Origin of the sequence: Mesonia ostreae, assembly GCF_031845265.1 — a bacterium.
Lineage (GTDB): Bacteria > Bacteroidota > Bacteroidia > Flavobacteriales > Flavobacteriaceae > Mesonia > Mesonia ostreae.
Genome location: NZ_JAVRBG010000015.1, coordinates 55,009 through 81,099 on the forward strand (window position 1 = coordinate 55,009; position 26,091 = coordinate 81,099).

The window sequence follows — 26,091 nt, forward strand, 5'->3', positions numbered from 1 at the left end:
CTTTAAATTATTCTGCGCCAATACCAACCAATTCTACATCAAAAAGTAAAATAGAGTTGGGAGGTATAGGTCCGTTTCCTCTTTCTCCATATCCCAAGTAAGGAGGAATGATTAGTTTTGCTTTTTCACCTACTTTTAATAAGCGAATTCCTTCATCCCATCCCGGAATTACTTTTCCTACGCCAACAGGAAATACCAATGGTCTATCTCTATCATAAGAAGAATCGAATTTAGTTCCATCAGTTAGCATTCCTGTGTAATGAACTCTTACCGTTTGTCCGCGTTCTGGAGTAGCACCCGTTTTTTTAGTCGTTGTGATTTTATAACGCAATCCACTGTCAGTTTTTTTATAACCATCCGCCATGGTATTAATTTCGTGATCTATAGCTTCTTTTGCTTTTTCTTTTTCCGCTTCTGCGTTCATTCGCGCTTCTTTTTCTGCCTTTTCAGCACTCTTTAAATTCGAGTTAAAAGCTTTTTGGGCATCAAAAGATTCAGCATCTTTTCCTACTCTAATAATGTTTAATTCTTTTAAAGTCACAGGATCTACAGGTTTATCTCCTTGTCCTGTCTTTACGGTTCCTATAGTATCTACCTTATCTTGTCCCATAACAATTTTTCCGAAGACAGAGTGCATATTGTCTAAATGCGGAGTAGGAGCAAGGGTAATAAAAAACTGGCTTCCATTGGTTCCAGGACCAGCATTTGCCATAGAAAGAATTCCTTTGGTTTCGTGGGTTAAGCTTTTATCAAATTCATCTGGAAACTTGTATCCAGGACCACCAGCGCCAGTTCCTTCAGGATCCCCCCCCTGAATCATAAATCCTTTGATAATACGGTGAAATGTTAAACCGTCGTAGAATTTTTTCCCTTTATATGTAGAATCTACCCTATCTTGGTTTCCTTCCGCCAGCGCTACAAAGTTAGCCACCGTGAGAGGAACTTTTTGATAATATAGTTCGGCCACGAAAGTTCCATTGTTAGTTACAAATTCGGCATACAGGCCGTCTTCTAAATCGGAATATTTATCGTTGCAAGCGAACAAACTAAGGCTCGAAATTAATAAAAGTAATAAAGTCTGTTTTTTCATTTTGTTAAGGTTTATTTTGATTTTTTTCTAAAATAATTGAATTTAAAGTGATGGTAGAACGTATAGGAATATTTCTTCCAATTTTTTCTGAATCGCCATAATATCCAAAGGCTTTGTGCGATGGAAATAGGAAAGTAACGGTTTCCCCTTCTTTCATGAGTTTTAAACCCTGACGCAATCCGTTAAAAACATTTTCTTTATCAATCACATATTCTCTGGTACCAATTTCCTTCTTGCTGTAAATAGGGGCTCCTTCTAGAGTAGAAATGTCATAATCAAATTCTACTAAATCGCCAAAGTGAGGAGTTAGCGTATCTTCTATATTCTGGGTGTTATAAAAATACCAAAATCCATCCGAAGAGGAAAGGTAATTATTGATGCTATCTTTTTTAATAATATTAGCGATAGCTTTCTCTTCTTTCGCCACCATTTTTTTATTCCTCTTGACGGATTCCTGTATAAATGACCCCGACTTGGAAGCGACAGGTCTTCTGGCTTCGGGCGTTTTGCATGCCATGACACAAAAAAGCGTTAAAAGGATGTAAAAACTATTCTTGAGCATCTTCCAATTCATTTTTATAATTTTTTATAGTGCTTTCAAACGAGGTGATGGTTTCGTTTAGGGATAAATCGCTTTTTCCTCCTGCGGCATTAATGTGACCTCCACCGTTAAAATGATCTCTGGCAAACTGATTGACATCAAAATTACCTTTAGAACGCAAAGAGATTTTAATAATTTGGTCTTGTTTGTTCTCAATAAATATAGCAGCAAAAACAATTCCTTTTATAGAAAGGCTGTAGTTTACAAAGCCTTCTGTATCTCCTTTTTTGAAATTATTTGTGTCTAATTCTTCTTGAGAAAGTGTAATATAAGCTGTTTTTAATTCTGGCAACACCTTCATATTATTTAAGGCAACGCCCAATAATTGCATTCTATTGGTAGAATTAGTGTCATATACTTGTTGATGAATGTCTGAATTTTTTGCGCCTTTATCAATAAGATCAGCAATCACCCTATGTGTAGTGCTGGTGGTAGAAGCAAATCTAAACGAACCCGTATCGGTCATAATACCAACATATAAACAGGTCGCGATATCTTTTGTAATTTTATCAGTGGCATCCATCATCTCTAGAAAATGGTAAATCATTTGGCAGGTCGAAGAAATGCTCGTATCACTATAAGTGTAGGCAGCATAATCTGCGGGAGCCTGGTGGTGATCTATCATCACGTACGTAGAATCAGTTTGGTTTAAAACGGCTTCCATATCATTTCCCGTTCTAGAAAAATGATTAAAATCTAAGGTAAAAATAAGTTCTGCATCTGCAATAAGTTGCTTCGCTTTTTCGGTTTCAGTAGAGAATAAAATCATCTCTTCAACTCCCGGAATCCATTTTAAAAAATCTGGAAAATCATTGGGAGCTACCACTACGGCATCGTGACCGCATTGTTGTAAATATTGCTGTAATGCAAGCGTAGAGCCAATTGCATCTCCATCTGGATTTCTATGAGGTATAATTACCGCCTTTTTAGGCTGGGAGAGAAGCGCTTTTAATTCGTCTACTTTTTCTTTTTCCATAGCGGTAAATATACAATTTCTTTAGATTTTGAGTGCTAATGACTCATAAATTTGAGGTAAGCGGAAGTGCTATGGTTTCTTTTTCCGTCAAGCGGAAATATAATTAGGAAGCTTTGAAACTAAGTACCAACCTGAAAAATCATACCGCAACTAAATATAATATTGAAAAATTTAAACGATTTTAAGTCTAGGATCTAATATCTAATCGTGTAATCTAACATCTTAATCGACACGACTATATAAAATTAGCGGAAGACTTGTATATCATCTATAAAAGACTAATTTTGCACCAAATTAAAAGAAAATAACATGGCAGGAAATAAAACTTTCACTATGATTAAGCCAGATGCGGTAGAAAATGGCCACATTGGAGCGATATTAGAGCAAATCAACACTTCTGGATTTAGAATCGTGGCGTTAAAATTAACGCAAATGACTAAAGCTGATGCAGAAGAATTTTACGCAGTGCATAACGAACGTCCATTTTTTGGAGAATTAGTAGAGTTTATGACTCGCGGACCTATTGTTGCGGCGATCTTAGAAAAAGAAAATGCAGTTGAAGACTTTAGAACTTTAATTGGAGCGACTAACCCGGCAGATGCTGCGGAAGGAACGATTAGAAAAAGATATGCAACTTCTATAGGAGAAAATGCAGTTCACGGAAGTGATAGCGATGAGAATGCAACGATTGAAGGTGCATTTCATTTTGCCGGTAGAGAGATGTTCTAAACATTTAATACATCAAAGTAAAAAAGGCTGTCCAATTGGGCAGCCTTTTTTGTTATGAAATCTTAAGTCTTAGTCATTAGTGTCTGATAAAAAAATTATAAATTTCTATTATTTCAAATATAATAAGGTATTTAAGCTTTTTAAAAAGGCTACAATTTGCTATTATGTTGCACATTGAATTTTAAAAGTAATACATTCTCTTAAATAATTTCATCTAATAATACAGCTATTACAAATCAAGTCTATTGTCTTATGTCTTTTAACGAAGTGGCCCGCCCGAACGTATCCTTTCGATGCGGGCAGGTCTTATATCTTAGTCGGACACGACTATTTCTTAATCACTTTAATCGTCTTGCTTCTCGTTTTAGATTTGATATTTAAAAAATAAGTTCCAGAAGCTAAAGAAGTTAAATTCATTTGCTCATTTTGCATTTGTACATTCATTTCATTTCCTAAAATATCATACAAAGAAGCTTTAAAATCTTCTTGATTTGGATTTTGAAGATGTATAAGATCTTGCGTAGGGTTAGGATAAAAACTCACCGCCATTTGATAAACATTGGAAACCGCTAAACCATCAGGATCAAAACGATATACGGTTCCTTCTAGAATAGTTCCTACAATAGCATTTGCTGGTTCTGGAGTGTTGTTATCTACTATTAAAATTGTTGGGTTTACTGGGTCATCCATTAAATAGTAGCCATCTTCAATCAAGTTTCCTTCATCAATTATATTAAAAGAAGGATAGAAAAATACGACAGGTCCCGTTTCTCCTTCATAAGACTCTGTTGGGTTATTAATGGAATTTGGTCCATACCTGTATTCAATAGAATCATCGTTTTCATACAACCATACCTGAAAATCCATATAATCTGCAAATGTGTCATCACCCCAAAAACCTACATTCTTAAATTCTAATTTAAAAATACGATCACCTACATTTCCTTCCATTACATAAGAAATAGGAGAAACAGACTGATTGAAGCCTTTGTCTAAAACATCTTGCATTATAGGACTTAAAAAAGAAAAATTGGCTTGCGGATTGGTGTGAAAACTTAAACCTGCCCCATTACCAATATCTGAGATGTAGATATTAGAAAAATTTTGACCATAAAGTTCGAAATTAAATCCAATGGGAATGGCAAAAAAATCATCATCCCAAATTTGTCCATTATTCACAGAGGTTGCATTGGCTAGATCTTGATAAGGTTCATTAAAAGCGGTTACGGTATAATCTTGCGCTTGTAAAAAGCTGCATATACCAAAAAAAAGTAAAAAAGTGATTTTTTTCATCTGGGTTAAGTTTTATTTATTCAAAAGGGATACGTTGTTTTTCGTAGATACGGTAAAAATCTACCAAGTTAGGTTCTTCAGCTTGTAATTGCATTAATAGAGTTTTATGATGAATTTGAATGGTATCGCTGCTTATAAAATCTACTTGATATAAGAAAGTTTCTGTTTCATTACTTTGGTAATCACTTTCAGGATAGTATTCTAAGCTTACTTGATAATCCGTTTCATTTAATTGTTCCCAATTGCCTTGACCAGCGGTAAAAAAGCATTCCTCACTTGTTTCTTGTTCAATAAAATTATAATAAAATAACTGATTGATGTCATCCGAAAAATATAAGTGACTATTAGTTGTCGTTGAACAATGAGGAAATGGATTTACAATTTTACTATTATCCTCATAGACTTTAACATTTTGCAAAGGTTGCCATTCTCCTGTTATAAGGTTATCAATAGTTTCAACACTCGGCTCATCATCATCATTTTGACAAGCAAATAGTATAAAAAGTGCGAATATGGCAATTAAGAGTTTAGTTTTCATAATGAATGTAATTAATTAAAGTTTGCCTCCATCTTATTACCGTGCCAATTGCCTCCATTTTTAGTAGCCCCATAAACAACAAATTTAATTTTTTGGGGACTTACTAATGAAGTACCTGATGCAGACATATCATAATTGAACTTGCCAGTATTACCATTATAACTTACAGAAATCCCGCCAGACGCTCCAAATAGTAGTGTTTTATTTCTTTTTCTACAATTGTTGCAATCACTGTAATATGTTTTTTGCAACATTACAACACCCTGATTTGGATAATTAGATATTAGTGAAACACCTCCAGGGTGTTGATAACTGTTATTAACAAGACCTTGAAGTTGATTTTTAGAAATTCTATATACATTATCCCAAAATTGCTCATTAAGTTTCTTACTTACTAAATTGTCATTAATACCACTCTGGATAAGATTACCTATGTAGATATCACCTATACCTTCCACTACCAACCCGTCTTGAAAAAAGCTAGGATAATTAGGATAGCTTGAATTAAAAATATGTTGCACATCAGGGTAATTACTTGAAGACCAAATATTCGTATTAACGTTATAAGAAATATTTAAAGGATTATAAGAATAGCTAACCGCATTAGTATTAAATCCTTGGTACACATTTGGAGATAAAATCGATGAATAATCAAATTTTGCTTGAAATAATTCTACCCCTAGAGCAACCACATCTGCTTTCTTTCTAAACCAACCACCAGCAATTTTTCTTTGATGTTTATTTTTAACTCCAACTATAAACATATTAACATCTAAAAAGGGTAATCCAAAATTATAGTTGTAAACCTCAGTTCTCACTCTTCTTCTGCTGCTATATTTATTTATACAAACTCTATGATCTCCAAAAATTTGTCCAATTAAAGCCTGGCTACCATAGCAAATATTTCTATTGCTTAAGTAGTCCGTCAGACCATCTAACGATCCACTACTCTGACCATTTCCTGGATTGTTTGGAGGATTGTAATTACCTCCTCCTCCTCCTCCTCCAGCACCGCCATCTTGATCGGAGAAATCAGGTGTCCCAGAATAATATACTTTGCCATCTACATTTACGGGTGAATCGCCTGCAAAATTATTATAAAAGTACTTTATTAGGTTGTTAGATGTTTTATTTAATAAATTATTTGCAACTCCAGCATTATCTAAATAGTTTTTCAAATGCAAAGAGTCTTTAGTTTTTACAGCAAAAAGACCTGCATCTGTAAACTTATAAAAATTATCAGCTATTTGTAACTCACCTTCATCGCTAATAATAGCAGCAAAAATATCTAATAAAACAATCTCCGTCGTTTCATCGATCTTTTCATAGATTTGTTCCTCAGTATAATTGTTTATATTGTATTTTGTTTTGAAATTTATAACTCTTTCCTGATATTGTGTTATAATTTTCTCTTCATTATAACCTTCAACTGCTGGTGGTCTTAGCGAATAAAAACCATTACCGTAGAAGGGCTCCATTACATCATAGATTTCTGTTAAATCTTCATCAATATAGAATGATATAAAATTTTCAAAATCAATCTCATTATTAAAAACAAGTATTCCGTTTTGTAAAATTGGTTGAGCAGAAGAGCCTCTCATTTGGTAAGTTTCCGTTTGTTCAGCAGATTCATTTGTGATTTCCTCCTGTGTGCAGGAGAAAAATAACATTAAAACGAGTAGGAGTGAAAATTTAAAATAATTTTGGAATTTTGGAATTTTGGAATTTCATTTTTTTATGATTTATTTAGTAACTCTTTGTTAAAAATACATCAAATTTAACTAAATAACAACTTTAACCGATTTATTTACTAATTTTTTGTGATCGCCCTTAACTCTTTCTTAACATTAGAGAACTCAAACTCACATACAAATTTTTTCCATTCAGTTGTATCTGGTCGGTGTATTTCGCTATCGCGGGTACCATTTGGGCATTCCAAACTTCTTTTACCTTGACTTTATTCAATCCTTTTTCAAGCTTGTTCTTTTAAAAATAGTAGATACTTATTTTTTAATCACTTTAATCGTCTTGCTTTTCGATTTAGATTGAATATTTAAAAAGTAAGTTCCAGAAGCGAAAGAACTTAAATCCATTTGCTCGTTTTGCAATTGGATCTTCATTTTATTTCCTAATACATCATATAAAGAAGTAGAAAATTCTTCCTGATTTGGATTTTGAAGATGTAAAAGATCTTGCGTAGGATTGGGATAAACGCTCACCGCAATTTGTTGATTATTGCTAACCGCCAAACCATCTGGATCAAAGCGATATACTGTTCCTTCTGGGATATTTCCTACTATAGGATTTTGTGGTTCTGGTGAATTATCATCGACTACAATCACGGTTGGATTCACAGGGTTGTCCATTAAATAATAAGCATCCTCAATAAAACTTCCTTCGGATACTGATAAGTCAATAATAGGTATAAAGAAAACAATGGGGCCAGTTTCCCCTTCATAGGACTCTGTTGGGTTATTTATAGAAGAAGGTCCATATCTATATTCTATAGAATAATCACTTTCATATAACCATACCTGAAAGTTTATAAAGTCATTCTCGGTGATGTCATCCCAAAATCCTGCATTCTTATATTCCAATTTAAAAATACGATTTCCAACATTACCTTCTACCACATAAGAAATTGGAGATAAGGATTGCTCATTAGCTCCTTCTAAAGATATAATATCTTGAGCAATTGGTGAAAGCAAGGTTAAGGTGGTGCTAAATTGCTGAAGAGTGAATATTCCTTCAGAAAAATTATCAGAAGAGTAGAGGACTGAAAAACTTTCATTGTATAGCTCAAAATCAAAGCCTATAGGGATTGCAAAGAATGGATCATCCCAAAGAAATCCATTGTTTACCGAAGTAGCATTTACCAAATCTTGATACGGCTCATTAAAAGCGGTTACGGTATAATCTTGCGCTTGTAAAAAGCTGCTGATACCGAAAAAAAGGAGTAGGGTAATTTTTTTCATTTCATATATATTTATATAGGAGTAAATATATATTATAATTTTATCTTAAAACTAATTTATCTACTAATTCTTCTCCCAATTCGTTATTAATCATCGTGATGATTTTAGACTTCCCGTAGCTTAATTCTTCCCGCAAAACCGATGAACTCAAACTCACATACAAAGTTTTCTCATTCAGTTGTATCTCGTCGGTGTATTTCGCAATGGCAGGACCCATTTGAGTATTCCAAACTTCCTTCACGTTGACTTTATTTAGTCCTTTTTCTAGCTTGTTCTTCTTTACAAAAGCTTTGAGTACGTCGCTTATATTCTGCTCTTCTTTATTTCTCGCCATCTGTAATATATCCTTTAAATTTTTTATAGGTATACGTGATTCCGTTTTCGTTTTTCACTACCAATTCTTCTTCGGTTAACCGAATTAAATGCTCTTTCCATTTATCTTGAAGCGTTTCATAATAAAGAAATATACTATCGTTTTCTTTCTTTACAAAAACATTTTCTTTTGCCCCATTTGTTTTATAACCACCATCAAACTGAGGTTGCATTTTTTGCCGGAAACCTTCCTGGTTTTCTAAATAAAAATAATCTACATTCTCGTTAAAGCTAAATTCTTTTTCTTTGCCGTTATCTCCTTTTACGTGGCTAATTTCCCAATAGCCATTTAGTTTGTCAATTTCAGAAAGCTCCGGACTAGAATCGCAAGAGACAAATAAAAGGCTTATAGATAATATTAAAAATAGTTTTCCCATATTAAGTTAAATGTATCATTTGGTATTCATTAGCGTGGGTTTTCACCACATTTTCGGTTCTATCGGCGTGGGTGTCACTTATAAATAACTGTCCTAAATCATCTTGTGTCACCAACTTTATAATTTGTGCCACGCGTTCTTCATCCAACTTGTCAAAAACATCATCGAGCAATAAAATGGGGTTCACTTTGCTGGCTTGTTTTAAGAAATCATATTGTGCTAGTTTTAAGGCTATTAAATAGGATTTCTGTTGTCCTTGAGAACCAAACTTTTTGACAGAATATCCTTTAATTTTCAAGCTTAAATCGTCTTTATGCGTTCCTGCGCTGCTGTATTGTAGTTTAAGATCTTTTTGCAAATGTGTTGCTAACAATTCCGTAAAGGAAGTTTCGCTAAGCTGACTTTTATATTTCAACTTCACCGCTTCTTTTGCGTCACTAATAGTGGCATAGCGTTCTTCAAAAATGGGAGTAAAGATTTCTAAAAAGGCTTTTCTCTTTTTATGAATGCTTTCCGCCAAGGGTAATAATTGAAGATTATACACCTCTAAGGTTTCCTTTTCAAAAGTACGGTTGGCAGCAAAATACTTCAGTAAAGAATTCCGTTGCGATAAAATTTTATTGTAATTGATAAGACTCGTAAGGTATGTTTTGTCGCTTTGAGAAATTATACCGTCTATAAATTTTCTACGCACGTCACTACCTTCCATTATTAGATCACGATCTGCAGGCGAAATGATTACCACGGGAATTAAGCCAATATGATCACTAAACTTTTCATAAGCTTTAGCGTTGCGTTTTATCACCTTTTTTTGTCCTTTTTTAGCGCTGACTACAACCTTTTCATCTCTATCATTTTTTTTGAACTCTCCATCAATGACAAAAAAGTCGGCGTTATGATTTATATTCTGACTTGTAACTGGGTTAAAATAACTTTTGCCATACGCCAAGTGGTAAATGCTATCTAAAACATTGGTTTTCCCCACACCGTTAAACCCGACAAAGCAGTTTATTTTGTTATTAAAATTGAAAGTTACGTTTTCAAAATTTTTATAATGAAGGAGTGATAATTTATTTAAAACCATACGAGTTTTACAATCTTCTTTTAATTTGTTGTTCGAGAAGCTAAAAATACAAATACATAGGCTAACAACTTCTTTAAAATAACAAATAATTCTCTTTTATATATGGATAAAAATTCTAATTTTGCGTTTCATTAACTAATTTTTATGGCAACATATAAGAAAAGGGGTTACAAGCCTAAAGCAACGAAGGAAAATGATGGGGTAGAAGACAACTTCAACGAGGAAGAATCTACAACAGCAGAAGTGTTTAATAACCTAGATGAAGGTGCTAACAAAACGGAGGAATGGGTTGCTGGCAATCAAAAGCCTATTCTTATTGTTATTGGAGTTATCGTGGTGGCCGTTTTGGCTTACTTAGGGTACTCTAGATTTGTTCAGCAGCCAAAAGAGTTTGAAGCTGCGGATGAAATCGCTCAGTCTCAAATTTATTTTGAAAATGCTTTAGATGCTAACAGTAAAGATCAAGACTCTTTATTTAACCTAGCCTTGAATGGCGGAAACGGAAAATTTGGTTTATTAAAAGTAATTGACAATTACGGAAGTACTTCTTCTGGTAACATTGCGCATTACTATGCGGGAATAGCTTACCTAAACATCGGGAAGTATAAAGAAGCCATCGATCAATTAGAGGATTTTAAAAGTGATGATGAAATTTTAGCTCCCCTTGCCAAAGGTGCCATAGGAGATGCTTTTATGCAGTTAAACCAGCCAGAAGAGGCCTTGGGATATTACGAAAATGCAGCTAAAATGAGAGAAAATAAATTTACTACGCCTAAATTTTTAATGAAAGCGGCTATAACAGCGATTCAGTTAAAAAAAGGAGCTGACGCAGAAAAACACTTAACTAAAATTGAAGAGGAGTATAGTGATTCTCCAGAAGCAGAAGAAGTAGCAGTTTATTTAGGACAAGCACAAGGTTTACAGTAAATAATGGCAACAGCAGGAAAAAATTTATCTGAATATAATAAAGAAACCATCCCAAACGCGAAAGATTTTCGGTTTGGGATTGTTGTTTCTGAATGGAACTCTGACATTACAGAAGGCTTATTTCAAGGCGCTTTTGATGTGTGGATAGAAAATAATGTTTTAAAAGAAAACATTGTACGCTGGAATGTGCCTGGAAGCTTTGAGCTTATTTATGGCTGCAAAAAGATGCAGGAATCTTTTGAAATGTTAGATGCCATCATTGCAGTAGGAAACGTGATTCAAGGAGAAACTAAACATTTTGATTTTGTGTGTGATGGCGTTACTCAAGGCATTAAAGATTTAAATATTCAAAGTGATATTCCTGTTATTTTTTGTGTCTTAACCGATAATACCAAACAGCAATCTATAGATCGCTCTGGCGGAAAGCACGGAAATAAAGGTGCCGAAGCGGCAGTAGCTGCTATTAAAATGGCACGGCTTAGAAAAGACGCGACTTTCTACAAAGAATAAGCTTTCTATTCTCTTTCTTTTTGTTTAAAATTTAACCTTGCTTTCACGGCATTGTTTTTGATTTTCCATAACTTTGAAGCAATAGGAAAGTATGGGAATTTTAAAGCGCCGTAAAAACAAGAAATTTAGCTACAGTCCTCGTTATTATAATGACGAAGGTAAAGGTAGTCCATATCAATTTGAGCACAAGTTTGATAAATTTCGTTCCACTGCGGGAGACGCGGGAGGTTTGATTCATAGATTTAAATCGGCTTGGTTTGAGTTTAGAGATGACTCCGATAGAAAAACCAACCGCAGAGTACTTTGGATTATTCTTATTCTTGTTTTTGTATTCCTATTCATTATTGACTTTGATCTTTCTATTTTCTTTAGCTAATTCATGACAAATATTATTCAACTTTTACCAGATCATGTGGCCAACCAAATTGCTGCAGGAGAGGTCGTTCAACGTCCAGCTTCCGTAGTAAAAGAACTGTTGGAAAATGCCATAGATGCTGGAGCTACAAACATTCAATTACTTATTAAAGACGCGGGGAAAACCCTCATTCAAGTAGCCGATAATGGTAAAGGAATGAGTGTTACCGATGCTCGACTTTCTTTTGAAAGGCATGCTACTTCAAAAATTAAATTGGCAGAAGATCTTTTCCAATTGCAAACCAAAGGCTTTAGAGGAGAAGCTTTGGCTTCTATCGCGGCCATTGCGCAAGTTGATTTAAAAAGTAAGACTCAGGAGGAAGAAGTAGGAACACATATCCAAATTAAGGGCAGTGAAGTAGAGTCTCAAGAGGCTTGCGTCACACCTACCGGAACCGTAATTCATGTGAAGAACTTGTTTTATAACATTCCAGCAAGAAGAAATTTTTTAAAATCCACAGCGGTAGAAACACGTCACATTATAGATGAATTTCAGCGTGTGGCTTTGGCTCATTCTAGCATTGCTTTTAGCATGCATCACAATGGGAGCGAAATGTTTCAGCTTCCTATAAGCAATTTAAGACAACGAATTGTAAATATTTTTGGAAGCAAAACCAATGAAAAGTTGGTTCCTGTAGAGGAGGAGACCGAATTGGTAAATATCACTGGTTTTGTGGGGAAACCCGAATTTGCTAAGCGTACGCGAGGAGAACAATTTTTCTTTGTCAATAACCGTTACATCAAATCTCCATATTTAAATCACGCAGTCACTGCTGCTTTTGAAGGTTTACTGAAAGACAAAAGCTATCCTACTTACTTTTTATTTCTAGAAGTAGATCCTAAAAGCATTGATATTAACATACATCCTACCAAAACCGAAATCAAATTTGATGACGAACATGCATTATATGCTATTTTAAGAAGTTCTATCAAGCATAGTTTAGGACAGTTTAGTGTAGCACCAGTATTAGATTTTAATCGAGATTCTAATTTAGATACGCCTTACGATTTAGAGACTAAATCTGCCAAAACGCCTCACGTAGAAGTAGATCGTGATTTTAATCCTTTTCAGGAAATAAAATCAAAATCTTCCTCGGGATCTGGATTTCAGCAAAGAAGACAAGCGGCACCGCCAGGGAATTGGGAAGCTTTGTACCACGGATTAGATAGTAAAGACGAAAATAATTTTTCTAAGGTAGAATTTGAAAGTGATGCGATTACGGGTCAGCTTTTTGAAACTTCTCATCTATCTGCGTCTTCAACAACCTTTCAACTACAAAAAAAATATATTATAAGTCCGTTTAAAAACGGAATGATTCTTATCGATCAGCATCGAGCGCATTGCAGAATTTTATACGAAGATTTATTGAAAAGTATTACGGTTAAAGCAGCTGTAAGTCAGCAATTACTGTTTCCATTATCCTTGCAATTAAATGTGCAAGAAACTGAGATGTTGCATCACTTAAGAGAAGCCTTGGAGCAAACCGGATTCATCTTTTCAAAAATGAAGGATGCGGAAGTAGAAATAACAGGAATACCAACCTTAATTACAGAGAGCGAGGTTTCTATTCTACTGGACCAATTGCTCTCTGATTTTGAAAATGAAATTCCAGAAAGTGGTTTCTTGCAAACCGATTTATTAGCCAAATCCCTTGCAAAAAGCATGGCGATAAAAGCAGGAACGCAATTGGATACCGTTGAACAAATTGCGATTGTGAATGGTTTATTTGCTTGTAAAGAACCACAATTAACGCCAACAAATAAAAAGATTTTTATTACGCTACAAGCGGAAGATATAGAAAAAAAATTCATGTAAATGGGAAATATAACCGATACCGTTAAAGTTTTATTGATTGCCAACATTCTTTTCTTTATTGGAAGTCAGTTTTTAGGAGAATATGCCTACCATTTATTTGCCCTATGGTTTCCAGAGAATGAAAACTTTCAACTTTGGCAAATTGCAACCCACATGTTTATGCACGGTGGGTTTTCGCACATTCTATTTAATATGTTTGCCTTATATATTTTTGGAAGTGTTTTAGAGCAGTCTTTAGGACAGCAGCGCTTTTTGTTTCTTTATTTTTCAGCAGGATTAGGTGCTGCAGGATTACAAATCTTATTTAGTTATTGGAATTTTAATAATGCGATGGAAGTTTATTTAGACGCAGGTTTATCCACACAAGAGGTGCACAATATGTTGTCGCAATACAGCAGCACAGGAAAAGTGTACGCTGCTATTCCGCGGGAAGCGACACAACAATTGGTAGGAACTTATATGACGCCTATGGTGGGAGCATCTGGGGCAATTTTTGGAATATTGGCAGCCTTTGCTGTGGTGTATCCTAATTTGCCTTTATATTTAATGTTTATTCCCATTCCTATTAAAGCCAAGTATTTAATTGGAGGTTACTTTTTGATAAATGTATACTCTGCCGTAACAGGAACATCTTTATTTGGACCCTCAAATACGGCCTATTGGGCACATATTGGTGGAGCCATTATTGGATTTATTACCATGTGGTATTGGAAGAAAAATAGTTTTAACTCAAACCGTATCAATTAATGCGTTGGCAAGATCAGTTACGTTACAAGTATAATATGGCGGGAGTTTTAGAGAAACTCATCGCAGTTAATGTATTGGTATTTATACTTCAGTTTTTTCTGCAAACGATAGGTTTTCTCTTCAAAATTGAAGTTAATTTTATCTTTGATTGGTTTAGTTTTCCTACGCATTTAAAAGCTTTGCTGTTTAAGCCTTGGAGCATTATCACCTATGCTTTTTTACACGGCGGACTTTTACACTTGTTTTTTAATATGATCATCCTTTATTTTTCGGGAAGGTTGTTCCTTACTTTTTTCTCTCCCAAACGATTGCTGAATTATTACTTCTTGGGTGCTATAAGTGGCGCTATGCTTTTTGCCTTGAGTTATAATTTATTTCCTGCATTTTCTGCTTTGGGAAATGTTCCTTTAGTAGGCGCATCTGCAGCTGTAACCGCAATTTTAGTAGGGGTTGCAACGCAAGCGCCGCATATGCAAATACGCATGATGTTTATTGGAAATATCAAGCTATGGTGGATCGCTGCATTTTTGGTAGTGTTTGATTTTATTCAAATTCCCTTCGGAAATGCAGGTGGACATATTGCGCATCTAGGTGGCGCATTATTGGGTTATGCTTATACGACACAGCTTTCTAAAGGCAACGATATTGGTGCTTGGTTTGAAAAGATAATAAATACAATAGAAGCTTGGTTTGAACCCACCAAGAAGAAGCCTTTTAAAAACGTATATAAGAACACGGCAAAAACTAAAAGTAAAAAAACGGCAGCTGGCTTTACTCACCCCGTGGAGAAACAAAAAAAGATTGATGCTATTTTAGACAAAATCAGTAAAAACGGATATGAGAGTTTAACTAAAGCAGAAAAAGATTATCTTTTTAAAGCGGGTAAAGAATAAGGAGACATGAAAGGCCTCAACCTTATAGATAAGCTTATTTTTCTTGTAAATTCATTGTTTGCAACAGCCCTTTTATTGGCTTATTTGCTGCCTTATATTCCGCCAAGTACTTTTCCTTTTTTATCGGTTCTAAGTCTAGGAATGCCTTTATTACTCATTATTAATTTTGCTTTTTTCTTATTTTGGGCTATTCGCTTCAAACGGCAAGTGCTCTTATCATTATTTATCTTGCTTATTGGATTTAATCATATTCTTTCTTTGTATATGTTTACCGGAGAGGTAAATAAGACAGAAATCAATGAAGCTAAAACCTTTAGCTTGATGAGTTATAATGTACGTCATTTTAATAGGTACAATTGGATTAAAGATGAAACTGTTACGCAACAAATTATCCAGTTTGTAGAGCAGGAAAATCCAGATGTGTTGGTGATGCAAGACTATTTACAACGAGAGGATGTGAAATTTGAAGCCTACCCGCATAAATATATACAACTGGTAGGAAAATCTGGGCAGGCTATTTATTCTAAATATCCTATTGTTGAAGAAGGCTCATTGGACTTTCCAAAAACGGGAAATAACGCTATTTATGCTGATATCGTCATACAAAGAGATACGCTTAGGGTTTTCAATTTGCATTTAGAAAGTTTAAAAATTAATCCGAGTGTAAAAGAGCTTCAAAACGATAGTGAAAAACTCATCGCTAGGGTAGGAAACTCTTTTAAAAGGCAAGAAGAGCAAACTGAAATCGTATTAAAAAAGATTAAAGAAACTTCTTATAAAGTGATTATTGCGGGAGATTTAAACAACAGTGCTTTTTCTTATGTGTATAGAAAACTTTCTGAAAATTATACAGACGCTTTTAAGAATTCGGGGAATGGCTTCGGAAAAACATTTGATTTTGATTTTATTCCACTTCGGATTGATGCTATATTAGTAGATAAGCAGCTGAAAATAAAAATGTTTAAAAACTACGACAAACAATTATCAGATCATTACCCTGTTATGAGTGTATTGGAATTGAAATAATTTTGGAGTACATTGAAGGCGTTTATTTTCTTACCTAAAAAATTATAAAAACTTTTTTACAGATAATTACTTCCTGATTTTTTCTAATTTTAAATCTGAATTCGGCCTAAGAAAGCGGTGTCAATTCGAGTGAAATTTTGAAAAAATTTTTTATCGAGAACAGCGATTTTATTCAAAAACTTGTTCTCGATATAATTTTTCTAGGAAAAATCACTCGAACTGACCGTAATTTGAACTTCATTAAAGTTAGATCAACTTAGGTTTTAAGCCTTTATCAGGTCTATTCCTTAACCGTCTAGGTCCTTAATTAAAAACTTGATTCTCCAAATACATAATGCTACTGGGACCTTCATTAAAGAGAAGATCTAAAATAGAAAGATTAGGAATATAGCCTTCTTTATTAGAAAAAACCTGGATGTAATCCTCTAAATTTACACTTAGTTTTTTTTTAGCGCTAATTAGATTTCTTCCATCTACAATTTCAGAATCATTATAAGCCTTTATAAATTCTTCTGTTTTTTCTATGGGAATATCTAGTTGCAAACATGATTGCAGCACGTCTAGGCAGGCGTAATTAAATTCCATTAAATACGTGTAGTCTTTTTCATAAAGCGGTCTAAACTCGTCTTCATAAAATTCAAAGAAAGGAGAGGTACGGTACGCTGCTTCTAGAGAACGCCAATGGTTGATTTGCCATTTAAAATCGTTTTCAATCTTAACCTCTTTATATTTTTGTCGCTTATTTTTTATGTGTAAATGTTTGATGGGAATGTTTAGTAGTAATTTTCCATTCGCACCATAAATGTACTGCCTATTCCTATAGGTTTGCTTTTGGTAATTATCCTCGTTCTCAAAGCAAATTTTTTCTGCTTTAGCGAAATAAACAAATTGCTCTATAGAACCAAAATAGGCCGGATGTAGGATTAAGGTTTTCATGACTCTCTGAACCTATTTCTCTTTATTCTTGTTCTTTTTCCAGAAGAAATTAATCCCGAAAATGATTACCAGTATAATAAGAAAGTGGTAGAAGTAAGAGACAGGTTTCCCATCACCACCAACGGTGGTGAATAAACGTTCCCAACGAATTTTGTTCGAAAAACCTTGTCCGTTGGCGTCCCAACTCATCCAAACCAATACGGGTTTTCCTACCACATGATTTTCGGGTACATAACCCCAATACCTACTGTCTTCACTATTGTGACGGTTATCACCCATCATAAAATAGTAATTCTGTTTGAATGTATAAGAGTCAATAGGATTTCCGTTAAGCAATACCTGTGTTCCTTTGGTAGTAATTTTATTTTCAAGATGCATCTCTTCGCCTTCATAGGTTTCGATAATGCGTTTATAAAACGGAAGCGTTTCTCTGTTAATCTCTACCGTTTTACCAGCTTCGGGGATATAAATAGGGCCAAAATTATCGCGATTCCAATCGGTTTTATTGGTATTAGGAAATGTAGAAACCTCTGCTTTTCCCGTAGAATCGATAATGCGTTCTATAGAGGCTACATTGGGATGGTTTTTAAAACGTTCTAGAGCCTCTTCCGATAAGGAAGTGAAATAATACTGTTTTTTAGCTTGATTGTACCAGCCTACAGGATCTGTAATGTCATAGGTTTGATATAGATTTTGTAAAGAAAAACCTTTCCCTTTTCCTTCAACAATATAAGAATACTGTGGTTTAGCACGGTCTGGCAATTGTAAAGGCTCGTTGTCAATATAAATTTTACCATCTACAATTTTCAAAGAATCCCCGGGAACACCAACGGTTCTCTTAACGTAATTCGATTTTTTGTCGATAGGTTTTTTAAACGTTTCCTTTCCGCGGTAGCGAAAATAAGGAACTGTATCTACAGGCCAATTAAAAACCACGATATCATTACGTTCTATAGTCTCAAATCCCAGTAATCTAAAATAGGGGAGTTGTGGCCAATTGGTGTACGATTTAATTCCGGCAAAGGGAATTGTATCGTGAACCATGGGGAAAGAAACCGTGGTTTTTGGCGTTCTAGCTCCGTAATGAAGTTTACTCACAAACAAAAAATCACCTACCAATAAGGTTTTTTCTAAAGAGGAAGTAGGAATGGTAAAAGGCTGTATAAAATAGGTGTGCACAATTGTGGCTGCTACTACGGCAAAAAGAATAGAACTCACCCATTCTCCAGCTTCGGTTCTTGGCGTTAAACTTCTATCTTCTACATAACTCACATCTAACGCGTAATTTACGTAATAGATATAAAAACCAAGCGTTAAGATAGTTAACCAAGTGTCTGCCTTGCTGTGTTTACCAAAACTACGAACGGTTTCTACCCAAACTACAGGAAACATAATTAAGTTCACGATAGGAACAAAGAGTAGGATCGTCCACCACCAAGGTCGGTTGATAATTTTCATTAATACTACCGCGTTGTAAACGGGTATAAATGCTTCCCAAGCTTGCCTTCCTGCTTTTACATATAACTTCCAGGTTCCCAAACCGTGAATGGCTTGTATCACCAAGAAAAATATAATCCACTGTACAATTGTCATCTTCTATTTATTTTATAAGTACCCAACAAGTTCAACTTGTTACAAATTATTTAGATTTAACACATCTTTCATACTAAAAACTCCTTTTTTATCTTTAATCCATTCCGCCGCGATGATAGCCCCCAAAGCAAAACCTTCTCTAGAGTGTGCTGTATGTTTTATTTCGATATCATCTACGGAAGAGCTGTAGGTAATGCTATGCGTACCCGATATATTTTCTATTCTTTTTGCCGTTACCGGAATTGATTCCGCTTCGGATTCTTCATTTTCGTTCACGAGTTTCCAATCTTTTAGAGAAGAATAATCAATAATATCCTTCGCTAAACTGATGGCGGTTCCACTGGGAGCATCTAACTTTTGCGTATGATGAATTTCTTCTAAACCCACTTGGTATTGCTTGTGGCCATTCATCAATTTGGCTAAATGTGCATTAAGATTGAAAAACAAATTCACGCCCAAGCTAAAATTAGAAGCATAAAGAAAAGTTCCGTTTTCTTGCTCGCAAATTTTTACCACTTCCTCATAGTGATTTAACCAACCTGTGGTACCAGAGATTACGGGAATTTGTGCTTTTAATGCAGTGATTATATTTTCTTTTGCTGCAGTAGGAATACTAAAATCTATCGCTACATCGGCCTGCTTCAGTTGTTCTACATCTATTTCCGAAGAAGTTTTATAACAAATGCTATGATTTCTTTCTAGTGCTAATTTTTCAATGGTTTTACCCATTTTTCCGTAGCCTAATAAAGCAATTTTCATACGCTAAAATTTTAAATTTAAAGACAAGCCGTAGTTTGCTCTTCCGGTAAATTCATCTACATTAAAATTGGGTTGTAGGCTCAAATCTTCATCTACATTAAACTGTCTTAAATGCGCATCTACATTGGCATCTATAATGTTTAGAACATAAAGAGCTGCCATAGCTAAAACCGACATTTCTTTTTGACGCCTAAATTGCTTTTGAGCATCAATTAAAGTTTTATCGGTTAAAACCCCTTGAAATTCATCATCGGTATATCCCGCAAGTCTCCTTTTGTAAGCATTTCGATATCTGTTATATTCGCGATTATTAGTGGAGTAAAAATAAATTCCCGCGCCTAAGCCTGCATATACAATAGGAATTTTCCAATAACTTTTGTTATAGGCTTGTCCCAAACCTGGTAATACAGCCGAATAAAAGGCTGCCTTTGCTGGTGCTAAAGCATTGTATTCTACTTTAGATTTGGTACTCTTTTTCAACTTCAATTCGTTTTGAGTTTGACGCTGTAAAGAATCTTCCTGGGAAAGACTGGGGAGACTCAAAAGAAGAAAAAGTACAGAAAAATAAAAGCAACTATTTTTCACCTTCAATTAATTTGGTTAATCGCTCAAAGTCTTCTTTGGAGGAGAAAGGAATAATTACTTTTCCGTTTCCTTTCTTGCTCATTTTCACATCTACTTTAGCTCCAAAGTAGCTAGAAAAACCTTTAACTGTTTCTTTTATTTCCTTCGGAATTTTTGGAGTTGTTTTAGCTTTTTCATCTACATCACCAGAAGACTGAATTTGTTTTACCAACTTTTCGGTTTCTCTTACCGAAAGAGATTCTGTCAAAACTTTTTCATACACTTCCAACTGAAGCTCCAAATCACTAATGTTGATTAAAGCTCTACCGTGTCCCATACTCAAAAAGCCGTCTCGCATTCCCGTTTGGATAATAGGATCTAGCTTAAGCAAACGTAAATAATTGGCAATAGTTGATCTATTTTTACCAATGCGATCGCTCAACTGCTCTTGAGTAAGGCTAATTTCGTCGATTAACCGTTGGTAAGAAAGGGAAATTTCTATAGGATCTAAATCCTGACGTTGAATATTTTCTACCAACGCCATTTCTAAAGACTCTTGGTCGTTCGCAATTCTTATATAAGCAGGAATGGTTTCAAGACCTACGATTTTAGAAGCTCTAAATCTGCGTTCTCCAGAAACCAATTGGTATTTATTAAAATCAATTTTTCTTACCGTAATAGGCTGAATAACACCTAATTCTTTAATAGAAGTTGCTAATTCTTGTAAAGCTTCTTTGTTGAAACTACTTCTAGGCTGAAAAGGATTTACCTCAATTGCACCTAACTCCAGTTCAACAATGCTACCCACCACCTTATCCGCATTTTTATCTTTAGCAGAACTGATATCGTTTTCGGGATCTTTCAGTAAAGCAGAAAGGCCTCTTCCTAAGGCTTGTTTTTTAGTTGCTTTGGCCATAAGTCCTTATTTATTTTTTTTAATAACTTCTTCCGCTAAGCTCAAGTAATTGCTTGCGCCTCTACTGCCTGCATCATAATTAATAATGCTTTCTCCGTAACTTGGAGCTTCGCTTAAACGTACATTTCTTTGAATTATGGTTTTAAACACCATTTCATCAAAGTGCTTTTTAACTTCATCTACCACTTGGTTAGAGAGTCTTAATCGAGAATCATACATGGTAAGTAGAAGTCCTTCGATGTCTAATTTATCGTTGTGTACTTTTTGAACGCTTTTTATAGTATTTAGCAATTTACCTAATCCCTCCAAGGCAAAATACTCACATTGAATTGGAATAATAACTGAATCTGCTGCGGTAAGCGCGTTTAAGGTTAAAAGTCCTAGGGAAGGAGCGCAATCAATAAGGATATAATCATACGAATCTTTTAAGTGTACGATAGCCTTTTTTAACATCGACTCTCGTTGATCTTGATCTACCAGTTCAATTTCTATCGCTACCAAATCAATATGAGCAGGAATTATATCTAGATTAGGAGATTCTGTAGAAATAATAGCTTCTTCCGCTTTTATAGTATGTTCCAAGAGTTGATACGTGCCTTTTTCGATACTTTCCACATCAATACCTAACCCAGAGCTGGCGTTAGCCTGCGGATCTGCATCTATTAATAAAACTTTTTTCTCGAGAACTCCTAAAGAAGCCGCTAAATTAACTGAGGTTGTAGTTTTCCCAACCCCTCCTTTTTGATTTGCAATTGCAATGATTTTACCCATTAGCTCTTCATTGGTTTAGTCAGTAAAAATACAATTAATTATTCCATTTAAAAACGGAATTTATCAACAACTGAAGAAGGCTTAGTTTTTACCCTTACTTTTAATCATTTGCTCCAGTTGATCCCACAATTCTTCTGGGATTTGTTCTAGTATATTAAACTGTCCTGCGCCTTTTAACCATTCTCCGCCATCTATAGTAATTACCTCTCCATTCACATAAGCCGAAAAATCAGATACTAAATAAGCAGCTAGGTTGGCTAATTCTTGATGTTCTCCCACACGCTTCAACGGAACTTTCTTTGCCAAATCAAACTTTTCTTTTAAATCTCCTGGCAATAAACGATCCCATGCTCCTTTGGTAGGGAAGGGGCCAGGCGCAATTGCATTAGAGCGAATCCCATATTTGGCCCATTCTACTGCCAAAGAGCGCGTCATCGCCAATACTCCTGCTTTCGCTGTCGCGGAAGGGACTACATAGGCAGAACCTGTCCATGCATAGGTGGTGACAATATTAAGTATGGTTTTGTCATTTTCTTTTTGGTCTATCCAATGTTTTCCAAAAGCAAGTGTACAATTCTTACTTCCCTTTAAAACAATATCGATAATGGTGTCAAAAGCATTCGCCGAAAGTCTCTCGGTAGGGGAGATGAAATTTCCCGCAGCGTTATTCAGTAAAACATCAACGCTTCCCATTTTTGAGACAGCTTCATCTCGCATAGCTTCCACTTGATCGTAATGACGTACATCACACTGAATCGCAAAACACTTTCCGCCAGTTTCTTCTTCAAGTTCTTTTACCGTATTTTGAAGTTTATCTATATTTCTCGAGGTAATAGCTACTTGAGCACCTAGTTCTAAGAAATATTTAGTCATCGCTTTTCCTAAACCACTTCCGCCACCAGTGACTACAATATTTTTTCCGCGTAAAGCGTCATCCCGCAACATTTTTTGAGTGTAATTCATCTTTTTTGCATTTACGTAAAGGTAGGATTTTTTGTTTAAAAACGGAACTTATAAAAAGAAGTAAATCTCTTAAAGAGTGATAAATGTCATATTTCACATTCTTTTATTTAATTATTTTTGAATTAAATAAAAATCATTTTTACAACTAAATAACTACACTATGAACCAATCATCAGTATTAACATCCAACAAACTTTTAAAGGGCATATTGCTATCTTTTCTAGTAATTGTGACTCTAGCTTGTAATTCCGAAAAAAAAGAAAAATCTTATTCTAGTTCTGCAGATATTAAGGTAGGAATGGAAATGAATGCCAAGACAACTGCTCCGCCGCACGTTCCAAGTCCTACTGCGGATAGATCAGCCAAACGCTTGATTGTGGATATGGAGATATTAGAAGAAACGGGAACTATGACAGATGGAGTAGAATATGTGTATTGGACTTTTGATGGTACAGTACCTGGAAGCTTTATTCGAACTAAAATAGGTGATGAGATAGAATTCCATCTTAAAAATCACCCAGATAATAAACTGCCACATAATATAGATTTGCACGCGGTAAATGGACCCGGTGGTGGTGCAGTTTCCTCTTTTGTGGCTCCAGGTCACGAAACTGTTTTCTCTTTTAAAGTACTTAATCCAGGCTTGTATGTTTACCATTGTGCAACCGCACCCGTGGGAATGCATATTGCCAACGGGATGTATGGTTTAATTTTGGTAGAGCCAGAAGAAGGTTTAGAGCCAGTAGATAGAGAATACTATGTAATGCAGGGAGATTTCTATACCAAAGGAGATTTTGGAGAGCCAGGCTTACAAGCTTTTGATATGAAAAAAGCCATTGAAGAAGATGCAGATTATGTGGTCTTTAACGGAAAAGTAGGATCTATGACGGGTGACAATGCTTTGGCAGCAAAAGTAGGAGAGACCGTACGTTTATTTGTTGGCAATGGTGGTCCAAACTTGGTTTCTAGTTTTCACGTAATTGGTGAAATCTTTGACAAAGTGCACGTGGAAGGTGGTGACCTTATAAATGAGAATGTACAAACTACATTAATACCCGCCGGTGGAGCCGCTATTGTAGAGTTTAAAATAGATGCCCCAGGAGAATATATTATTGTAGACCACTCTATATTTAGAGCTTTTAATAAAGGAGCCTTGGCACAAATAAATGCTACAGGAGACGATAATAAACATATCTACGCAGGGAAAATTCAAGAAGGTATCTATTTGCCAGAAGGAGGAGACATTCAAGAAATGCCTATTTCTGAAGAAGAACAAGCTGAAAAATCTAAACCATTGGCAGATTTATCTTTTGATGAAAAAATGGAAAGAGGTAAAAATGTGTATGGAAGAGCTTGCCTCGCTTGTCACCAATCTGCCGGACAAGGAATTGCTAGTGCTTTCCCACCCTTAGCGAAGTCTGATTATCTAAATGCAGATGTAGATAGAGCGATAGAGATTTCATTGTATGGTAAAACTGGTGAAATTACTGTAAATGGTGAAAAGTATAATAGTGTAATGCCTTCTCAAGGTCTTAGTGATGTAGAAGCAGCAAGCGTACTAACTTATATTTATAACAGCTGGGACAATAATAAAACAGATGTTACCGTAGCAATGGTGAAAGCCAAGCGTAGATAATATATTTTCAAATTTAAAACTATAATTGCCATGTTTTTCAAGTATGTACTTAGAGGTTTACTATTATGGATTCCATTTTTGGCCCAAGCACAAATGGAAAACATGGCAGTCATAGAAAAAGGTTCTTATGTTCCTCTTTACGGAAGAGATTCTCTAAGAGTTAAAATAGATCGATTTGCATTAGATGTGTATCCAGTAACCAATGCAGATTTTAAAAAATTTTTAAAAGAATATCCTGAATGGCAAAAAGATAAGGTTAAAGCCTTATTTGCAGATGGCAATTATTTACGTCATTGGGATGCAAATGGTTCACTTAAAAAAGGAGAATCACTTAAAGCTCCAGTAACAAATGTTTCTTATTTTGCTGCAAAAAAATACTGCGAATGTCAAGGCAAACGTTTGCCAACCTTAGATGAGTGGGAGTATGTAGCAATGGCAGATGAAACCACAGCAGATGCTAGAGTAAAAGATAGCTATAATGAATTTATACTAAGTTGGTATGAGAAACCCAATTCTTTTCATCAAGAAGTTGGTAGTACGTTTAAAAACTATTGGAACATTTATGATATGCATGGTTTGGTTTGGGAATGGACGTCAGACTTTAATTCGGTTATGATTTCTGGTGAATCTAGAAGAGATGTGGATAAAGATAATAATTTGTTTTGCGGTAGTGCAGCCATCGGTTCTTCAGACTTAATGAATTATGCCGCTTTTATGCGTTACGCTTTTCGCGGAAGTATTAAAGCAAATTACGGAGTGCGGAACTTAGGATTTAGATGTGCAAAAACGATAAACAAATAAACTAAACAAGACGATGAAGATTTATAAGTATATCATATTAGCGCTAGTAGTAATTCATCTAGGAAGCTGTCGAAACGAACCTAAGAAAGAGGTTGCAGAAACTAAAGAAAGCAAAGTGGAAACCAATGAAGAAGAAGAATTGCCTGGTCTTTCTATTTATAACCTACCCACCAAATGGACTACTCATAACGACAAGGAAATAGAACTGAAAGATTTAAAAGGCGATGTTCTAGTTATGGTAATGATTTACACATCGTGTCAAGCTGCTTGTCCGCGTTTAGTTGCAGATATGCGAAATATACACAAGAAAGTATCAGATAAAGCCAATAAGAAAACAAAGTATGTCTTTGTAAGCATAGATCCCGAAGTAGACACTACAGAAAGGCTAAAAACTTTTGCTAAAGAAAATGAAATGGATAGTGAGGAGTACTTGTTTTTACGCGGTACAAAAGAGGATACTAGAGAATTTGCTGCGGTTTTGGCGGTAAGTTATAAAAGTATTTCACCCATAGATTTTTCGCATTCCAATATTATAAGTGTTTTCGATAAACAGGGAGTTATGCAGTATCAAAAAGAAGGTTTAGGGGAAGATGACTCTGAAACTATAAAAACAATTCAAGAGCTAGCAAAGTAAGCTATTTTGAAGTGTAAGAAATATAAAAAATTAGAATTCAGTAGTTAAATATCTACTTTTACTATAATCTAACCTTGAATTCAACCTATAAACGCAACTTTTAGCGGAAATAATATAATTATTTTTCAGAAGGAAAGAAGGGATTATTTC

At 35.0% G+C, this 26,091-nt stretch carries 28 protein-coding genes; 11 read left to right on the top strand and 17 right to left on the bottom strand.

Annotated features, from left to right (window positions below; genetic code table 11):
* Positions 1-7: 7 nt before the first annotated feature.
* The 3 genes from RLT85_RS13245 to RLT85_RS13255 are packed head-to-tail and all read right to left on the bottom strand — an operon-like array spanning position 8 to position 2,667.
* Positions 8-1,090 (bottom strand): peptidylprolyl isomerase, encoded by a 1,083-nt coding sequence (locus RLT85_RS13245; protein WP_311402528.1) that lies wholly within the window; start codon positions 1,088-1,090, stop codon positions 8-10.
* A gap of 4 nt (positions 1,091-1,094) precedes the next feature.
* Positions 1,095-1,664 carry a gliding motility-associated peptidyl-prolyl isomerase GldI gene (gldI, locus tag RLT85_RS13250; protein ID WP_311402529.1) on the bottom strand — a complete coding sequence of 190 codons (570 nt, stop codon included), beginning with the start codon at positions 1,662-1,664 and terminating at the stop codon, positions 1,095-1,097.
* Positions 1,639-2,667 carry a DHH family phosphoesterase gene (locus RLT85_RS13255; protein ID WP_311402530.1) on the bottom strand — a complete coding sequence of 343 codons (1,029 nt, stop codon included), beginning with the start codon at positions 2,665-2,667 and terminating at the stop codon, positions 1,639-1,641. The genes gldI and RLT85_RS13255 overlap by 26 nt, the downstream gene beginning before the upstream one ends.
* A gap of 309 nt (positions 2,668-2,976) precedes the next feature.
* On the opposite strand from RLT85_RS13255, the gene RLT85_RS13260 reads away from it, so the two are divergent.
* Positions 2,977-3,396 carry a nucleoside-diphosphate kinase gene (locus RLT85_RS13260; protein ID WP_311402531.1) on the top strand — a complete coding sequence of 140 codons (420 nt, stop codon included), beginning with the start codon at positions 2,977-2,979 and terminating at the stop codon, positions 3,394-3,396.
* A gap of 327 nt (positions 3,397-3,723) precedes the next feature.
* On the opposite strand, the gene RLT85_RS13265 is transcribed toward RLT85_RS13260, so the two are convergent.
* From RLT85_RS13265 to recF, 7 genes are all read right to left on the bottom strand, one after another.
* Positions 3,724-4,689, bottom strand: a complete 966-nt coding sequence (locus RLT85_RS13265; RefSeq protein ID WP_311402532.1) for a T9SS type A sorting domain-containing protein — start codon at positions 4,687-4,689, stop codon at positions 3,724-3,726.
* Positions 4,690-4,705: 16 nt separating this feature from the next.
* The gene (locus tag RLT85_RS13270; RefSeq protein ID WP_311402533.1) at positions 4,706-5,227 is read right to left on the bottom strand and encodes a hypothetical protein; all 522 of its coding nucleotides are present in this window, start codon (positions 5,225-5,227) and stop codon (positions 4,706-4,708) included.
* A gap of 11 nt (positions 5,228-5,238) precedes the next feature.
* Entirely contained in the window at positions 5,239-6,828 is a 1,590-nt protein-coding gene (locus tag RLT85_RS13275; protein ID WP_311402534.1) for a hypothetical protein, read from the bottom strand.
* 402 nt (positions 6,829-7,230) lie between these two features.
* Positions 7,231-8,202: a T9SS type A sorting domain-containing protein gene (locus tag RLT85_RS13280; protein ID WP_311402535.1), complete on the bottom strand. Its 972-nt coding sequence runs from the start codon at positions 8,200-8,202 to the stop codon at positions 7,231-7,233.
* A 40-nt stretch (positions 8,203-8,242) separates the two neighbouring features.
* Complete coding sequence (locus RLT85_RS13285) at positions 8,243-8,536, bottom strand: DciA family protein (RefSeq protein ID WP_311402536.1); 294 nt, start codon at positions 8,534-8,536, stop codon at positions 8,243-8,245.
* Positions 8,523-8,951, bottom strand: coding sequence for a lipocalin family protein (locus tag RLT85_RS13290; RefSeq protein WP_311402537.1), 429 nt, complete (start codon positions 8,949-8,951; stop codon positions 8,523-8,525). The genes RLT85_RS13285 and RLT85_RS13290 overlap by 14 nt, the downstream gene beginning before the upstream one ends.
* Position 8,952: 1 nt before the next feature.
* Complete coding sequence (gene recF, locus RLT85_RS13295; protein ID WP_311402538.1) at positions 8,953-10,035, bottom strand: DNA replication/repair protein RecF; 1,083 nt, start codon at positions 10,033-10,035, stop codon at positions 8,953-8,955.
* A 144-nt stretch (positions 10,036-10,179) separates the two neighbouring features.
* On the opposite strand from recF, the gene RLT85_RS13300 reads away from it, so the two are divergent.
* The 7 genes from RLT85_RS13300 to RLT85_RS13330 all read left to right on the top strand — a co-directional run bounded on the left by RLT85_RS13300 (position 10,180) and on the right by RLT85_RS13330 (position 16,368).
* On the top strand, positions 10,180-10,962 hold the full coding sequence (locus RLT85_RS13300) for a tetratricopeptide repeat protein (protein ID WP_311402539.1): 783 nt from the start codon (positions 10,180-10,182) through the stop codon (positions 10,960-10,962).
* Positions 10,963-10,965: 3 nt separating this feature from the next.
* Positions 10,966-11,472: a 6,7-dimethyl-8-ribityllumazine synthase gene (gene ribH, locus RLT85_RS13305; protein WP_311402540.1), complete on the top strand. Its 507-nt coding sequence runs from the start codon at positions 10,966-10,968 to the stop codon at positions 11,470-11,472.
* A 91-nt stretch (positions 11,473-11,563) separates the two neighbouring features.
* A complete protein-coding gene (locus RLT85_RS13310) occupies positions 11,564-11,848 on the top strand; it encodes a riboflavin synthase subunit beta (protein WP_311402541.1) in 285 nt (94 codons plus the stop codon).
* A 3-nt stretch (positions 11,849-11,851) separates the two neighbouring features.
* The gene (gene mutL / locus RLT85_RS13315) at positions 11,852-13,702 is read left to right on the top strand and encodes a DNA mismatch repair endonuclease MutL (protein ID WP_311402542.1); all 1,851 of its coding nucleotides are present in this window, start codon (positions 11,852-11,854) and stop codon (positions 13,700-13,702) included.
* Positions 13,703-14,449, top strand: coding sequence for a rhomboid family intramembrane serine protease (locus tag RLT85_RS13320; RefSeq protein ID WP_311402543.1), 747 nt, complete (start codon positions 13,703-13,705; stop codon positions 14,447-14,449). It abuts the gene before it with no gap.
* Positions 14,449-15,342 (top strand): rhomboid family intramembrane serine protease, encoded by an 894-nt coding sequence (locus RLT85_RS13325; protein ID WP_311402544.1) that lies wholly within the window; start codon positions 14,449-14,451, stop codon positions 15,340-15,342. The genes RLT85_RS13320 and RLT85_RS13325 overlap by 1 nt, the downstream gene beginning before the upstream one ends.
* 6 nt (positions 15,343-15,348) lie before the next feature.
* Positions 15,349-16,368, top strand: coding sequence for an endonuclease/exonuclease/phosphatase family protein (locus tag RLT85_RS13330; protein ID WP_311402545.1), 1,020 nt, complete (start codon positions 15,349-15,351; stop codon positions 16,366-16,368).
* Between the two features lie 303 nt (positions 16,369-16,671).
* On the opposite strand, the gene RLT85_RS13335 is transcribed toward RLT85_RS13330, so the two are convergent.
* From RLT85_RS13335 to RLT85_RS13365, 7 genes are all read right to left on the bottom strand, one after another.
* Positions 16,672-17,304, bottom strand: coding sequence for a WbqC family protein (locus tag RLT85_RS13335; protein ID WP_311402546.1), 633 nt, complete (start codon positions 17,302-17,304; stop codon positions 16,672-16,674).
* A gap of 12 nt (positions 17,305-17,316) precedes the next feature.
* The gene (lepB, locus tag RLT85_RS13340) at positions 17,317-18,897 is read right to left on the bottom strand and encodes a signal peptidase I (protein ID WP_311402547.1); all 1,581 of its coding nucleotides are present in this window, start codon (positions 18,895-18,897) and stop codon (positions 17,317-17,319) included.
* A 39-nt stretch (positions 18,898-18,936) separates the two neighbouring features.
* Positions 18,937-19,656: a 4-hydroxy-tetrahydrodipicolinate reductase gene (dapB, locus tag RLT85_RS13345; RefSeq protein ID WP_311402548.1), complete on the bottom strand. Its 720-nt coding sequence runs from the start codon at positions 19,654-19,656 to the stop codon at positions 18,937-18,939.
* A 3-nt stretch (positions 19,657-19,659) separates the two neighbouring features.
* Positions 19,660-20,136: a DUF5683 domain-containing protein gene (locus RLT85_RS13350; RefSeq protein WP_375712357.1), complete on the bottom strand. Its 477-nt coding sequence runs from the start codon at positions 20,134-20,136 to the stop codon at positions 19,660-19,662.
* A gap of 94 nt (positions 20,137-20,230) precedes the next feature.
* A complete protein-coding gene (locus RLT85_RS13355) occupies positions 20,231-21,136 on the bottom strand; it encodes a ParB/RepB/Spo0J family partition protein (RefSeq protein ID WP_311402549.1) in 906 nt (301 codons plus the stop codon).
* Positions 21,137-21,142: 6 nt separating this feature from the next.
* A complete protein-coding gene (locus RLT85_RS13360) occupies positions 21,143-21,907 on the bottom strand; it encodes a ParA family protein (RefSeq protein WP_311402550.1) in 765 nt (254 codons plus the stop codon).
* Positions 21,908-21,988: 81 nt separating this feature from the next.
* Positions 21,989-22,870 (bottom strand): SDR family oxidoreductase, encoded by an 882-nt coding sequence (locus tag RLT85_RS13365; RefSeq protein ID WP_311402551.1) that lies wholly within the window; start codon positions 22,868-22,870, stop codon positions 21,989-21,991.
* Positions 22,871-23,030: 160 nt separating this feature from the next.
* Between RLT85_RS13365 and nirK the strand changes: the two genes are divergently transcribed.
* Genes nirK through RLT85_RS13380 form a run of 3 tightly spaced genes read left to right on the top strand, consistent with a single transcriptional unit; the run spans position 23,031 to position 25,941 of the window.
* Positions 23,031-24,506, top strand: a complete 1,476-nt coding sequence (gene nirK / locus RLT85_RS13370; protein WP_311402552.1) for a copper-containing nitrite reductase — start codon at positions 23,031-23,033, stop codon at positions 24,504-24,506.
* A 30-nt stretch (positions 24,507-24,536) separates the two neighbouring features.
* On the top strand, positions 24,537-25,307 hold the full coding sequence (locus RLT85_RS13375) for a formylglycine-generating enzyme family protein (protein ID WP_311402553.1): 771 nt from the start codon (positions 24,537-24,539) through the stop codon (positions 25,305-25,307).
* 13 nt (positions 25,308-25,320) lie between these two features.
* Complete coding sequence (locus RLT85_RS13380; protein WP_311402554.1) at positions 25,321-25,941, top strand: SCO family protein; 621 nt, start codon at positions 25,321-25,323, stop codon at positions 25,939-25,941.
* Positions 25,942-26,091 lie beyond the last annotated feature (150 nt).